Source organism: Micromonospora sp. R77 (assembly GCF_022747945.1).
GTDB lineage: Bacteria > Actinomycetota > Actinomycetes > Mycobacteriales > Micromonosporaceae > Micromonospora.
In genome coordinates this window covers 437,682-452,619 of sequence record NZ_JALDST010000001.1, presented here as the reverse complement: position 1 = coordinate 452,619, position 14,938 = coordinate 437,682, and the positions used below count along the sequence as shown (strand labels likewise).

The 14,938-nt window shown below is 71.7% G+C and carries 7 protein-coding genes; 5 read left to right on the top strand and 2 right to left on the bottom strand.

Features of this window, described 5'->3' with window-relative positions; all coding sequences use genetic code 11:
- Nucleotides 1-197: 197 nt before the first annotated feature.
- The 3 genes from MRQ36_RS01970 to MRQ36_RS01960 all read left to right on the top strand — a co-directional run bounded on the left by MRQ36_RS01970 (nucleotide 198) and on the right by MRQ36_RS01960 (nucleotide 4,492).
- Nucleotides 198-1,790: an RICIN domain-containing protein gene (locus MRQ36_RS01970; protein WP_242792116.1), complete on the top strand. Its 1,593-nt coding sequence runs from the start codon at nucleotides 198-200 to the stop codon at nucleotides 1,788-1,790.
- A 14-nt stretch (nucleotides 1,791-1,804) separates the two neighbouring features.
- Nucleotides 1,805-2,557 (top strand): zf-HC2 domain-containing protein, encoded by a 753-nt coding sequence (locus MRQ36_RS01965; RefSeq protein ID WP_242792114.1) that lies wholly within the window; start codon nucleotides 1,805-1,807, stop codon nucleotides 2,555-2,557.
- Nucleotides 2,558-2,632: 75 nt separating this feature from the next.
- Entirely contained in the window at nucleotides 2,633-4,492 is a 1,860-nt protein-coding gene (locus tag MRQ36_RS01960) for a S8 family serine peptidase (RefSeq protein WP_242792111.1), read from the top strand.
- A gap of 125 nt (nucleotides 4,493-4,617) precedes the next feature.
- Here the strand turns inward: MRQ36_RS01960 and MRQ36_RS01955 are convergent, their stop codons facing one another.
- Entirely contained in the window at nucleotides 4,618-4,863 is a 246-nt protein-coding gene (locus tag MRQ36_RS01955; RefSeq protein WP_242792108.1) for a hypothetical protein, read from the bottom strand.
- Between the two features lie 234 nt (nucleotides 4,864-5,097).
- Nucleotides 5,098-5,823: a hypothetical protein gene (locus MRQ36_RS01950; protein WP_242792105.1), complete on the bottom strand. Its 726-nt coding sequence runs from the start codon at nucleotides 5,821-5,823 to the stop codon at nucleotides 5,098-5,100.
- Between the two features lie 125 nt (nucleotides 5,824-5,948).
- Between MRQ36_RS01950 and MRQ36_RS01945 the strand changes: the two genes are divergently transcribed.
- Both MRQ36_RS01945 and MRQ36_RS01940 read left to right on the top strand, forming a co-directional pair.
- On the top strand, nucleotides 5,949-6,440 hold the full coding sequence (locus MRQ36_RS01945; protein ID WP_242792103.1) for a hypothetical protein: 492 nt from the start codon (nucleotides 5,949-5,951) through the stop codon (nucleotides 6,438-6,440).
- 39 nt (nucleotides 6,441-6,479) lie between these two features.
- Nucleotides 6,480-14,894, top strand: coding sequence for a hypothetical protein (locus tag MRQ36_RS01940; protein ID WP_242792100.1), 8,415 nt, complete (start codon nucleotides 6,480-6,482; stop codon nucleotides 14,892-14,894).
- The last annotated feature ends 44 nt before the right edge of the window (nucleotides 14,895-14,938 follow it).

Below are 14,938 nucleotides of genomic sequence, written 5' to 3'. Positions count from 1 at the left end.
TCCATCTCCGAGCCGAGAACAAGTCGCAGAAGAAGACCAGAGGACGTGAACCGTAGCCTTCGCCCGTACGTCTTGGTCGCGTACGACTCCCCGGTCGCTCATCGAACGATTCGAGAAATGGAAACATGACTGGAAGAGTGAGGCCACGCCCGGCGTGGCGACGGTTCCTATCGACGACCCGTGGACGCACCGAGGTGGTGGCGCTGTCCCTCACCATCGTGGTCTGTGCCGCCCTCGCCTTCGAAGTGGTGCCCGCGATCGCGACCGGTGAGAAGCTCAAGGGCGCAGCGGTGCCGGACGAGGACGTCCCGTCCGTCGTGTCCGCGGCGCTCTCCTGCCCGTCGCTGACACCGCCGAAGGTCGCCGCGCAGGTGATGGCCGCCACCGCCTTCGGCGCGACCGGCGGCAGCCGCGGCATCGCCGATCTGGACGACGGCAGTTGGCAGAAGTGGCGCCCGTGGAAGGACGCCCAGCGCACCGACCGGCGGGCGAACATCCTCGCCCTGGCTCATCGGACCTGCGAACACGTCGGCACGCTGCGCTCTGCCGGTGTCAAGGGTGACCTGTGGGCCGCTGCGGTCGCCGCCGGTGAGGTGGGTGTCGACGCGGTCAAGGCTGCCAAGGGCGTGCCCGGCTCCGTCAAGGCGTACGTCGACAAGGTGAAGGCGTACGCGAACTGGTACGCCAACCAGCCGCAGTTCAGCACGAACGCCGAGCGGGTCGAGTCCACCGGCCCGGTGACCGCCGGGCCGAAGGTCCCGGACGACCTCGTGGACACGATCAACGCCGCCGGCAAGATCTGTCCGACCATGACGCCGGCCCGGATCGCCGCGCAGCTCCGGGTGTTGTCCGGCTTCGATGCCAACCGGCGCTCGTCGTCGGGCGCGGCCGGCATCGCGCAGTTCACCACCGAACTGTGGGATCGATACCAGCCACGCGAAGACTCGTCGATGTGGAATCCGGCCGACGCCATCCCCGCGATGACCATCGCCATGTGCGACCTGACGGACCAGTTCACCGGGCTGAGCGGGGCCGACCCGTACACGCTGGCGCTGGGCGCCTACCAGTGGGGTCCCGACGTCATCCGCCTCGCCAACGGCCTGCCGCGCACCAGCGTGCCGCAGCTCGCTCACGAGGTCGCGCGGAACGCCGCGCTGTACGAGAAGGACTCCCGACTGGGTCGCCGGGCGACCAAGCCGGCCGGCCCGAAGTCGCCGCCGCCCACGCCCACGCCCACGTCTACGAAGGTGCCCACGCCGGAGCCGTCGAAGTCCTCCCCGGTGCGGTCCGCGCCCCCCTCGAACAGGCCCGAGGGCGTGAAGTTCGATCCGGGCGCGAAGTACCTGTTGCACAACGTGTGGGCGGGATCGATCCTCGACATGCCCGGCAGGGATCTCGTTGGCGCCGCCGACAACACCCGAGTGACCCTGTGGGCGAATCTCCGCACCGCGGACATGTACTGGAGGATCGCCGACGCCGGCGGCGGTTACGTCACCATCACGAACGCCTTCAACGGCAAGAAGCTCGCCGTCGAGAACGCGTCGAAGGAGGACTACGCGAAGCTGGTCGTGCTGGAGAAGCCGACCGTCAAGGCGAGCGCCGAATGGCAGCTCATCGACGCAGGCGAGGGCCAGATCTACCTCAAGAACCGCAATTCGGGCAAGGTCATGGACCTGCTCGGCGATGACCTGGGCCCGCCGAACGCCGACGGCACCTGGAACGGCTACCGGGTCGAGCAGTACACGAGGCAGGACCGCGCCCGTGACCAGCGTTGGATGCTCATCAAGTAGTCATGAGGCCTGTGATGACCGACCGCACCGGCGACGCTCACATCGAGGAGACGACCCTCGGGTTGCACTTCCTGGGCGAGCTGAGCCCGGCGGAGAGCGACGCCGTCCACCGGCACCTGCAGGAGTGCGCCTCCTGCCGGGAGAAGGGCGATGCCGTCGTCGACGTCGTCGCCCTTCTGGAGATGGCAGCCATGGCTGCGCGGTCCGGGAGCGCCACCGGGCCCGCGGCGCCGGGGACACGCCCGGCGCCGCGCCGGAACAGCCGTCCCTCCGCACGCGGCGACGGGACCGGGCCGGCCGGTTCCCGTACGCGCGGTAGGCGCAGGCGTCTCGTACGTCTCAGCGCCCTGCTGGCCATCGTTCTGGTCGTCGGCGGTCTCGGCCTCAGCGCGCTCCTGCGCGAGCCCGCCACCCGCGGCCGCTCGGTCACCACGGAGGTGGTGAACGCCTCGGCGAGGGACGACAGGTCGGGCGTCACCGTCTCGGTGTTCCTGACCGAACTCGACGACGGTGGCACGCGGGTGCGGGCCACCCTCGTCGGGCTCGCGGGGGGCGAGACGTACGTCCTGTCCGCGGTGACGACCGACGGCGCGGCGCACCGGGTGGTGGCCTGGCGCGGGCAGCCCGGCGTGCAGGACGTCACGGGCGACCTCACGGGCGTGACCGTCGCCGAGCTGTCCTACTTCAATGTCCTACGCGAATCCGCCGGCACGGTGGTCTCGGTACACCTGCTGAGCCCGGCCGGCGAGCCGAGCAGATCGAGCTGACCTCGGTCCGACGTATCATCCCGCGTCCGCTCCCGGCGGACGGGGGAGTATCCCATCGACAAAGGCGAGTGGCGAATGTCCTTGATCACCCGGGTGGCAGCGCGGGTCGTCCTGGCGTTGACCGTGGCGGTCGGAACGCTTGGCTCCGGCGTGGCAGCCGCGCAGGCCGACGACCAGTACGTCAAGTACTACACGGTCGCCCCGGCCCAGGGCGGCGCGAAGGAGAACCTCACCGAGATCGCCGGGCGCGTCCTCGGCGACGGATCCCGATCTGTCGAGATCTTCAACCTGAACGTGGGGCGCCCCCAACCCGACGGCGCCACACTCATCGACGGCGCCAAGCTCAACGCCGGTTGGCTGCTGGTGCTGCCCTGGGACGCCGTCGGCGCCGGAGTGCGGTACGGGGTCCTGCCCGACAAGGCCCCGGACGTGGCGGTCAAGCCCTCACCCGCAGCGGTCCAGCCCTCGGCCACGGCGCCGCCGGGCAGCGGAAGCTCCAGCGGCGGCCAGCCCGGCAGCTCCGGCGGTTCCGGTCCCGGCTCGGCGAAGACCAGCGGATCCAAGGGCGGCAACAGCGGCGGCGGCAAATGCGCCACCGCGGCGGCATCGAGCGGTTCGTCCAACTGGGCCGGTCTACGACTGGCCGCGGACAAGGCGTGGCCGCAGAGCAAGGGCAAGGGCCAGCTGGTGGCCGTCGTCGACTCCGGTGTCGACGGCAGTCTGCCGCAGCTCAAGGGCCACGTCGCCGTCGGTTCGGACCTCGTCATCGGCAACGGTCGGGGTGACACCGACTGCCTCGGCACGGGCACCGCGATGGCGGGCCTGATCGTCGCGCAGGGCGTCAGCGGCGGCATCGCCGGTGTCGCCCCGGACGCCACGGTCATGCCGGTGCGGATCGCGGGCACCGGCACGAAGGTGTCGGCCCAGGACTCCGCCTCGGGCATCACCGCCGCGGTGAGCGCCGGTGCGACAGTCATCGCGCTCGGCTCCTACGTCGACACCACCCAGAAGGTGGTCACCGACGCCATCGCCGCCGCGACCCAGCGCAACGTCCTCGTGGTGCTGGGGGCGTCGCTCGACTCCCAGGCCGTCAACCCCGAGGCCGAGATCGGCGAGGGCACCCTGCGCGTCGCCGGCATCGGCGTGGACAGCCAGGGCGCGGCGGACTACCGCAAGGGTGGCATCGACGTGGTCGCCCCCGGGGTGAACGTCAGCAGCGTCGGCATCACCGGCACCGGCAACTGGACCGGCAGCGGCACCCAGTACGCCGTCGCGTTCGTCGCCGGCACCGCGGCGCTGGTCCGCTCCGCGTACCCGGACCTGGACGCGGAGCAGGTCGCGCACCGGATCGAGGTGACCGCCGACAAGATGACCGACGGCACCGTGCCGGACGGCAGCTTCGGCTACGGACTGATCAACCCAGCCGCGTCGGTGACGAGAGTGCTACCCGAGGAGGCCACCGCCGCCGGCGAGCGGGCGAAACAGCTCGCCTCGATCGACGCCGGCCCCGGCGGGGGGCGTACCACGTTGCTGGTGATCGTCGCGTTGGTGGCGTTGGCCGCGGCGGTGCTGCTGGTCTTCCGCATCCGCCGGCTTTTGCGTGACGACTCCGATGCCGGCATCGCGCCGGAGGAGGGGCAGGCGCCAGCCGAGCCGCCCCACGATGATCCCCCGCCGCCCCCCGCGGCGGTCCGGCCGCCGTCGGTCAAGCTCACTCAGGAGCTGGCGACGTCGAGCACCCGGACGCCGGAGAAGCCCGTGGCCGCGCCGTCGCCGCCGCCCACCGTGCAGACGTCGCGCGCAGCGGGGTCCGCCCCCACACCGGACTCCGCCAGCGCGCCCGTCAGCGCACCGCCGCCTGACGAGACGGCGGATCGTGGCGTCGCGGATCCGAAGGCCTCGGTGGGTGCCAAGTCGACGCGGGCCAAGGACTGAACCGGCGGCGTACGAACGGTCCGGGCGATGTGCCCGGACCGTTCGTCGTGCGGGGTGGCCGGCTCAGGCGGCCCGGGTCACCGGCCGCTTCTGCCGGTAGTGACCCAGCCCGATCGCGGCCCGGGTCAACTCCGCCGGTCGCCCGACTCGTCGCCGCCGCGGGCCAGTTCCTCGCGGAAACGGCCGACCAGCCGGGGACAGACGGAGAACCCGCCGCCGGCGATGACGTGCAGGGCCTCGCCGATGTCCTGCTGCTCGGTGCGGTGTCCGACGCAACCGCGCGCTTCGGCGCGTACCGCGGCCACCAGGCCGGTCTGCTGCCAGCCGGCGCTGACCAGTGGCCGGCCCACCGACGACACCAGTGAGATCACTCCGGCGTCGGCGGCCTCCGGTAGGTCCAGGGCCAGGACGTCGTAGCGCCCGCCCAGCGCGAGGAGATCCTCGACCGTGGCGACGGCGACTTCGAACGCCCGGTGCTCCTTCGTCGTGGCTGCCGCCCTCGGTCGCGGACCGACCCTGGGACGGGTGGAACCGGGTCCAGGTTCACGAGCGGCTCGGGAGATCCATGCCAGGAGCCGACGCCGCGTCGCCGAGCGGCGGGATCCTCAGTCGGTGGGCGGTGCGGACTGGATGTCTGCCGAGGCATACATCTGGGCCGAGTTGTTCAGCTTGGCGACGTACTGGCCCACCAGCTCCAGCGCGCCACCCACGGACTGCAGCAGCTGGTACTGGCTGTACTGGAGCTGCTCGGTCATCTCCGGGTGTGGGTCAACGACGTTCGGGTAGTATTCGACTTCATCCCACTGGAACGTTCCGTAGGTGTTGCCATTCGTCGGGGGGCCGCCCCCTTGCTTCTGCACCACGGTTTGCTCGTAGGCTTCGGCGTAAAAGATCCAGCTGGCCCGCTGCATGACACTGTCACGGAACGTCTCGAAAGCGTCGATCTCGGTCTTCGTCAGGCCGAGGATGGTGGTCTCGGCGTCGCGGATGCTGCCGGTGCTGACCGTAAAGCCGGGGGTCACCGCGCCGGGAATCGAACCGTCGGCGGGCGGCAGCGGCGCGCCCTCCTTGGTTACCGGCGTGCCGTCGCCGTCGACCCAACCACCCTTGCCGTCGGACTGCGGGATGTACTTACCGTCCTCGTCGACCGGGTTGCCGTCCGCATCGACGAAGCCGCCCTTGCCGTCCGGCTCCGGGCGCGTAAAGACGAGCGAGGAGTCCTCGCCTTTGACGTCGCCGTCGACGTTGCGGCCCTTCCCCCAGGTCTGGTCGAGGTCGACGGGCACCGCGTCGGTTTCGCCCATGGCTTCGCCGACGTTCTCGATATCCATGCCCGCAACCCTCGCGGTCCGGGGGTGACGGCGACAACGTCCCCGAAGTGGGGGCTGGAGGACTCGGCGTGGTCCTGGCTAGCGTCTCGGCGACGGGATGGACCAGGACCAGCAGGGGTGACGCGATGGCCGAGGCCAACTACAACCTCGCGTCGACGGAGATCGACGTGTCGCCGTCGGAGATGCAAAGTGCCGCAGAAACCATCAAGGGCATCATCACCAGCATCGCCGAGCACTGGGAGACCATCGGCAAGACCTGGACCGACCTCAAACTCGGTTGGATCGGCGACAGCGCCGACGCCGCCACACAGTTCAACACCCGGCTCACGGACATCCAGGAGCGGCTCTTCGGGGTGCCGAGCGCCGACGGCGAGACCGTCGAGACGCCAGGCCTGCTGGACCAGCTCCGCGGCGGAGTCCTCGTCGCCGCCGCCAACTACGACAGCGTCGAGCTGTCCGTCAAGGACATGTGGAAAGCCTTCAGTGAGCAGATGGCGCAGGAGCCGGAGGACAGCGGCGACGGCGCGCCGCCCCCGAGCAAGGACACCACACTCGACCCGATCAAGGCCGACTACGTCGACAACCCCTACCCCTGGCACAAGCCCGAGGAAAGCTGAGCCGTGGCTTCATATAACGGCCATGCCGATCCCGCGTTGGTGCGCCAGCTCGCCGCGGAGTGGCGGGAACAGGGCGACCGGCTGACGACCCTGGGCGCCGGCGTCAGCAAGGCGTACCACGCAACGACCTGGCGTGGGTTAGCCAACTTCTATGCGGAGATCGCCACGCTCGACGTCGAACTCAAGCTGAAACAGGTGAAGGACTCCGCGTACGAGTTCGCGAAGGTCCTCGACGACTACGCCGACGAGGTCCAGAAGCAGATCGACAAGGAGAGGGCCAACTTAATCGTCGAAATCGTGCTGTCCTTCCTCGACCTGCTCACCATGGGCCTGGGCGCGGTGCTCTTCAAGGCGCTGGCCATCCTCGCCGACGTGCTCGCGGGCCTGGTGACCGCCATGGGCACCCTCGCGAGCAGGATCGTCACGGCGCTCTTCGACTTTGCGATCAACGCCCTTGTCTGGGGCACGTGGCAGGTCGTGCTGGAGTTCTCGGTCCGGGACGCCGTCTCCGGCGTCATGAATGTGCCCGTCGACTATTCGGCAATGCCGATCCTGGTCAACGTCTTCCTCGCCAGCATCCTCGGCGGCCTTTTCTCCATCCGTCCCGCCGAGCTCGTCCCGTTCCCAAGGACGAAAGCCGGGGGCGGGCCCGGCGGGTTCCCAAAGCCCGCGCCGACACGCAAGGGCGACGGCACCACCAACGGCACGCACGCCGCCGGAGACACGCTCCCTAGGAACAACACTGTCGACGGCACCCCCATGCCCGTCCGGGACGCAGCGGTCAGCGCCACCGACCTGGCCCCACCGCACATCCCGGACGTGAGCCCAGGCGGCCCCACCAGCGGCCTGGGAGACCAGCGGGTCCACTCCGGCGAAGGGTCGGTGGGCAGCGCCGGCCGTACCGTCAAGCAGGCCACTCCGCAGCCCGCCCCGCACACCTTCGAGAACGTCACCACCCCCGCGACGCCGGTGCCGCCTACCACCGCGACCAGGCAGGCGGTCTCCGGCGGCGGCCCGCACGTCGGCGCGCCGTCGAGACCGGGTGACGGCACCTTCACCGGCGACACCGCCCTGCCCGGCGGCGGCGTCATGGCCAACCGGCCACCCAAGGTGTCGGCCGGCGACGGGCCACCTGTGGTGTCGGGCGCCGCCCGGCCACCTGTGGTGGCGGCCAGTGATCGGCCGGTCGCCAACCTCGACCGTGACGGCACCGTTCGCCATTCGCTACGGGTCGACACCGGTGGAGGCACCGTCAAGGGCGAGGCCCCGCATCCCGGCGGCGTCGCCAGTCGGCCAACTGATCAACCGGTCGCCAATCTCGAGCTTGGCCGCAGCGTCAGCCAGCCGACACGGGTCGTCAACGGCGAACAGTTCTCGCCGACCAGCCTTACGCCGTCCCAGCGGGGCAGCGTCGACCTCGTCGCCGGGCGGAGTGACGTGGTCGGTCAACCGCCGCCGAAGATGACGGTCGGGGGACCCGAGGTCACCCATGCCCCGGGCGCTCCGCACCAGCCGGGCCGTACGGCCGTCCCGGAGAACGCCTCCACCATCACCGGGCCCACCCGGGCGCTGACCCCCGAATCGCCCACCACCCCGACCGCCGGGCAGGTGCCGACCACCGTGGCGAAACCAGAGGTGACCACCCTGCCGACGCGGTCGCCGTACCCCGCGGAGAACCCGCCGGCCAGCCCGACGCAGTCCGGCCGGGTCACCCCGTCATCGGCGTCGGAGTGGTCGGTCAGCGCCCCCTCCACGCCCGCTTCGTCGGTCGTCGGTGTACCGACGGGATTGGGCCGCGGGCATCACACGGCGACGAGCGGGCCCGCGCCCGTGCCGCACGGCCTGAGCCTGCCGCCCGCGATGGGCCCGCGCCCCGGCGCTACGCCGGACCTGCCCACCGGCACCCATCCCACCGCGCCGGTCGGCGGCGGGCAGGTCAGGAGCCTGCAGATCGAGGCGTTGGAAGGACCGTCGGGTGTCGCGTCTGGTCCGGCTCGTGGGGGGGAGGGCCCCGCTGCCGTACGGGGCCGTCCGGTGGAGTCGGGTGACGTGCCCGTGCGGCGGGCCGAGAGTGCGCCGCCGGCGGTGAAGCGGCCGGTGGACAGTGGGCTGGTCAGGGCGCCTGAGGAGCGGTTTGGCGCGTTGAACGCCCCGTCGGCCGGCGCCCCGACGTCCCGGTCGCTGCTGGACCGGATAACCGGGCTGGGAAGCGACAAGTTGCCGGAGGTCCCGAAGACCGAACCACGCGCGCAGAAGTTCGACGAGCTGAATATTCCTGCCGTGCCGGCGGACATGGAGCGTCCTAAGGAGCTGATCGAGGAATTCGGTGCCGCGGCCGGGCTGCCCCGGCGGGAGATCGACGAGCTACTGGACTCGTACACCAGACATGGCGACGCGATATTGAGCAAGGGCGCCGACGCGGCCGTCACGCGCAAGCTGATGACGGACATCGGCGTGCGCGCCGGAATGGACGAGGGCGTGGCCCGCAACTTCGCGGAGCGAGCCACGTCACCGAACACCGCGAGATCGTGGGCCGCCCATCAGGAGTTCAAGGCCGAGATCAGAGCGTTCGCGGACGACAACCGGAGGATCGAGCTGGTGGTGGACTGGCGCATCGGCCGCGCCGAGGAGGTCGGCGTCCCGTATACGCAGGCTGTCCGCAGGGAGCTGACTCAGGCGAAGCGCACCGGTGACGACGCGACTGAGGAGAGGATCCAGAGTGAACTCGATCGTGCCGTCGCCTTTCGTGCAGCAGCGGAGGACGCGGCCTCGGAGAGAGTCACGGCAGAGCTGGGACGTCGGCTGGAGCAGCTCGGGCACGGGAGAGCGGACGAGGAGGCGGTCGCGGCCTCCGATGCCGCCGCCGAGCGGGCCGCGCAGGAGGCGTTCGCCAAGGACTTCCGTGCCGGGCCGCTCAGGGAGTTGAAGTCTCGGGTCAATGTCGAGAACGGCGCGAGCACGGCGGAGGCCATGGGCCTCAGGACGCCCGCGGAGCCGACCCGGGTCGAGCCGCCGGTGCGGCAGCGCCACGACGATATCGTGGCCTCCGAAGAGGAGTGGGCGCGTTTCCAACGTGACACGGAGGAGAGCCCCTCGGGCCTGCCGGACCAACCGTCGCACCGAGACCAGCTCGACGAACTGCTGGCCTCGGCTGACGACCTCGGCAAGCAAGCCGGGCTTTGGCCTAAGGAGATCAGCCGGATCCAGGCCGAGGTCCAGGAGCGATACGACCTGACGCTCTCGCTGGACGAGGCGAAGCGGACGCTGCTGGAGAACACCGCCGTGCGGGCGGGCATGGACCCGGACCGCGCGGCGGTCTTCGCCGCCCGTGACCTCGACGGTGGCCTCGGCGGCCGGAACGCGCGGCGGGTCTACCGCGACGAGCTGGCCGTTTTGGGCGTCGATAACCGCCTCTACGACGAGTGGGTGCGGCTGTACGCAGACGACTTCGAGCGATTCGGAAGGACCTTCGACGACGCGGTACGGGAGCGGCTGACGCTCGCCTATCGGCAGGGTGACGAGGCCCGGATCAGGGAGATCACCGAACCGGTGAGTATTGGGCGGGACCTGTCGACGATGCGCGCCGAGCTGAACGAGCACTTTACCGACATAAAGCTGGAGATGCGATTCGACGACCTGCGGACGCCGTTCGACGCCCTGCGGGAGCCGGCCGCCAAGCCGGTGCCGCCGGAGCAGGCCCCCGCATTGACCTCCGGGGAGCTCCAGGCCCAAGCCGGAGTCCAGAAGGCGTTCCGCCGGGACGTGCTGCCCGAGCTGCACGCGGGTGTCCCGCTCAAGCCGTCGCCGGGGCCGAAGGCAGAGCCGTCCGTCTCGGAGCGGATGGGCCACACCGACGAGTTCTCGGACTCGAGTTCCCGGGCGCAGGACGACGCGTTCGACCAGCAGCTTCAGCAGCTGGACGTGCCGGAGGGCCCGCTGGCGCGCGAGGAACTCCCGGCGGGGCTCGATGTGCCGACGGACTCCGGCCTCAAGGAGTTGCAGATCTTCGGCAGGGAACTGGCCGAGGACGCGGGCCTCGACGACGCCGCCACCGCGCAGCTGCTCCGGGACATCGAGGACCGCTGGGGCGAAACGCTCCTGCGCGGCGCGACCGTCGTCCGTGTACGCAAGACCCTCGTCGAGGAGATGTACGCCCGCCACGACCTGACGCCGAACAAGCTACGTACGCAGGACCTGGCCGGCGGTGACGCCGAGCTGCGCGACCTGGCCCGGTCCGCCTTCCGTGCCGAGCTGGCGTCGGCGCGGCTGACGACGAGGCTCTTCGACGAGTTCGCGGCCCTCACGATTCCGGACGGCGAGGGCCTCGCCGACGATCTCGTCGCCAGTGCCCGCAGTAGGTTGGCGGAGGCGTACCGCAAGGACGACTGGGACGGCGTCGAAAAGGTACAGGTGGAGATCAGCGAAAAGATCTCCGCCGTCACCGCAGGACGGCACGCTGACGAGCTCGCGGCGCAGGCGGCCGTAGAGGCCAAGGCCAACAGGCACACCTTCGGCAAGGTCATCGACGACCTCGGCGCCCGGATGAAGGCGGACGACGTGACGCCGCTGCCCGGAAAGCAGAACCGGCCCGAGAGCGTCCAGCCGGAGGGGCCGGGCGACGAGTTGCTCATGGCGGCGCCGCTGACCCGTGACCCGATCGGCACACCGCCCACCGTCGCCCGCGTCGCCCCGGCTGGCGGCCCGCCCGCGCGCGACACCACGGCGCTGACGCCCCGGGAGTTGGCCGGCAACAACACCGACCACCGTAACCTCGCGGACGACGTGACGCCGCCCGAACGTATGCCGGTCGACCTGAAGGAGCAGGCCGATGTCCTCAGACAGCGGTTTGCTGCGTTGAACGGCCCGTCGGCGGGCCCCGCGCCCGCCCCGGCTCGTGGGGTGGAGAGCGTCCAGCCGGAGGGGCCGGGCGACGGGCTGCCCATGGCGGCGCCGTTGTCCCGCGACCCGATCGACGCCCCGCCCACCGTCACTCCCGCCGTCCCGTCCGGCCGTCCGCCCGCGCGCGACACCACGGCGCCGACGCCCCAGGAGTTGGCCCACAGGGACATCGAGGACCGCGTCCTCGCGGCCACCGCGGCGGAACGGGACCTGCACGCGGCAGGGCTCGACGCGGACAGCCGTCTGCGGGCCGCGGTCGCCGAGTTCCGCACGGCGAATCCCGGGGTCCTCCTCGATCTGGACGGCGTCCTGGCCAAATACGCCAAGCGCATCGCCGACGGCTGGCGTAACCAGCCGGCGGCGGCCTGGCAGGGTGCCGTCGCCGCAGCGGCCGCCGCCCTCCCGGGAATCATCGAACGGGCCGTCAGGGACCAACCGTCCGACGTCGCCGACGAACCGACAGTTGCCGATGCGGAGTTCCTGGCCACGCTGGACACGATGCGGGACGTGGGGGCGGTCCCGCCGGCGATCCGCGACCTGCTGGGCGACCGGTGGGTCGGCGACCCGGTCCGGCTCCGTCAGGAGCTCGAGGCGGCCGAGCTGGCCGACGACGTCTTCACCCGGGCGGTCGATGTGGTCGACTACGACCACGGCTTGACCCTGCCCGTGTCCGTGCTGGACCGCATGCGCCGCACGTTCACCGCGGAGGTGCTGCGCCACCACGACGCCATCCGCCATCAGGGCGACGACGCGCGCTTCGCCGAGGACGGTGGCCGCGAGGCGGTGTGGCAGGCGTACGCGCAGCGGCAGTTCGACAGCGCCCGGACCGACCTGTTCGTGGCGGGCAAGGCCTGGGCGGCGGCGCAGAGCGCGGCGACGAAGTTCCACGGGTCGATCGGCGCGGGCCTGGCAACCGCACCGGACCAGAGCCTCTCGGAGGTGTCCCTGCGGGTCCTCGGCCAGCAGTTCGCCGTCGAGCAGCTCGCCCTGAACAATCAGCGTTTCCACGGCCTGGAGGACCTGCAGCGGCAGGCCTTCCAGGAGAAGCTGGACGCGCTGCGCAGGCCCGTCGACAAGATCGCGGCCCTGAGCGACGCCGAGCGGGCGAAGCAGTGGCACCGGGACGCGAACTCCCTGCGGGTGCGGTACGCCGACCGTCTCGACACCGCGCTGCTGGCGCAGCGGCACCGACCCGACCTGGTTCGCGACTTCGACACGGCGCTCGCCGAGGCCAGGGCCGAGACCGAGCGCACGGGCACGGCGACGCTCGACGGCCTGGCTCCCGGCATCCTCGACGGATTCCGGGCGGACTACGTCACCATCGGTCGGCGATGGTTCGGGGAGGTGTTCGCCCCCGCGATCGATGCGGGCGCACGCGTCTTCGATCCGATGTTCCTTCGGGCCGAGGCGGAGTGGCGGCACCAGTACGCGCACCTGCGCACCACCATCCGCCAGGAAGCGTTCGTGTACCTGCAGGCGCACCGGCACGACGAGGCGGTCGCCGCCGCCGTGGCGGCCCACCGGGATGCTGCCGAGCGTCACGGCCGGCCGATACCACCGGATTCGGCCTACGCGCTCGCTGTGGAGTCGTTCTTCACCGACGCCTTTGCGCGGCTGCGCAAGGAAGTGCGCGAGCAGCTGGACCCGTTCGCGGCGAGCAGGGCCGCGCACTGGGACAGCGTCGCCGCCGAGATCGCCCGCGAGATCGCCCGCCACTTCACCGACGCCCGTCTTCGTGAGTACGCCGCTCGCGCCGAGGCCGCCGCCAGGACCGATGACCGAGCGACCGCCCGCCTGGCGGCACCGCCGACCGCCTACGAACAGGCGGCGCTGCCGGTCCTCGAGGCCGTTCGGGTCGGGGTCGGCGCCGGCCTGCACCGCGACGGGCGGGACGTGCCCGCCGACGTCCGGGCCCGCATCGTCGGCGAGGTCGAGGCGGTGCTGCACGAGGCGGACGCGGCGGCCCGGGCCCGCGCGCAGCGGGGGAACGGCACGGATATCGCCATCGCGGCGGCCGTCGCCGAGCTGGCGGAGCGGGTGGCCGGGCTGCCCGGGTCGGTGCCCGGGCGTCTGCTGCACCACGAGCAGGTCGGCTCCGAGCTACGTCGCGCCGAGCGAGCCTTCGAGGATCTGCTGGCCACCCGCGACGCGCTGCCGCCGACGGTGGTCAAGGACCTGTCGATCGCCTTCGCGCACGACTGGCTGACCCGTTACGACCGTCTGTTCCGCGGTGCCGCGACGGCGGCGGAGGCGAAGGCGGTCGACACCGGCCTGCGCCTTCTCGCACAGCAGACGACGATCGAGGCGCCGAACCTGGACGTGCTCGGCCCCGGCGCGCTGCGCAGCGCGCTGCTCGACGCGGGGGCGGCGCTGCCGAGCGGAGTCGCGCCGGTCGCCTCGGGTCTCCTGCTGACCGAGTCGGGCACCCCATCGGCGGACGTGATGACGACGATCGCGCAGAGCTTCCTGCCGATCGCCGGGAAGCAGCGCGTCATCGTGTCGCCCGGCGTGGATCTCGCCCGCTTCCTCACCGAGGTCACCGACCGGGTGCCCGATCCGGCGCAGCGCGCCGCCATCGTCGTGCACGCCCCGTCCGCGCCGGCGTCGGTGCTGGGCACGCTCGGTGATCGCTACGGCGTCACCGTGGCGTACACCGAGCGGCCCGCCGACGAGCGGCAGGCCCGACGGGCGGCACCGGTCGCCGCGGACGGCACGCCGAGCCTGCGACGCTGGGCGGACCACTGGCTCGTGACCCCGCCGGGCCGGGAGCCGGAGACGCCGTACGGGCTGCGGCGAGGCGATCACCCCGATCGGTTCGAGCTGCCCGAGGGCTGGACCCTGGAGGATCTGCCGTGGGGCCTGTGGGCGCGGCCGGCCGGGTCACCCGATCCGGAGCTCGCCCTCCGGGTCCGCTCGGGTGCCGAGAGCGGGGGCGCCCTGATCGTGGTCGGGGAGCCCGGGGTCGCGGTCCCGGCGGCGGTCGCGCGAGCCGGTCTCGACCTGATCGGCCGGCTGCCGGTCGAGCCTGGGCAATCGGCGGTGCACTGGCTCAGTCCGCTGCCCGAGCAGTGGCGGGACGGTCCTGCCGGGGCGGCGAGCGCCACGCAGTCGGACGTGACGGCGGGCGGCCTGTCCGGCGTGCGGCGAGGTGCGGTGGAGCGCGGCCCGGCCCGGGACGCCGTGGCAACCCTCGGGTTCGCCGGCCACCTGGACGCCGTCGCGGCGTTCCTGTCCGAGCCGGACGCGGCGGCACGAGACCTGTTGCTGCTCGACCTGTTCGAGGCCGATGACGCCGTCCGGGGCGCCCTGCCGGAGCTGTACGTCGGCCTGGCGAACCCGGCCCGCTCCGACGTGGCCCTCGCCGGGGTCCTCGGGTACGCCCAGACGGCGCTTCGCGGCGGGTCCGTGCCGGCCGCGCAGGTGCAGTCGGCGGCGGAGGGTCTGCTGGTGGGGACGAAAATCCCGCTGATGAAGACCCTGCTGGGGCTGGCCGGATCCGCGAACGCCAACCGGGCCGTGCTGGAACGCTTCGCCGAGTTGGTTCTCGACTGCTGACCGACGGGTTCTGCGACGGTGTCCCCCGTTCGCGGGGGTTGGCC

Excerpts from the sequence above, each read along its gene's own strand:
- MRQ36_RS01965 (WP_242792114.1), top strand. The coding sequence starts at position 1,805 with ATGACCGACCGCACCGGCGACGCTCACATCGAGGAGACGACCCTCGGG.
- MRQ36_RS01960 (WP_242792111.1), top strand. The coding sequence starts at position 2,633 with ATGTCCTTGATCACCCGGGTGGCAGCGCGGGTCGTCCTGGCGTTGACC.
- MRQ36_RS01950 (WP_242792105.1), bottom strand. The coding sequence starts at position 5,823 with ATGGATATCGAGAACGTCGGCGAAGCCATGGGCGAAACCGACGCGGTG.
- MRQ36_RS01945 (WP_242792103.1), top strand. The coding sequence starts at position 5,949 with ATGGCCGAGGCCAACTACAACCTCGCGTCGACGGAGATCGACGTGTCG.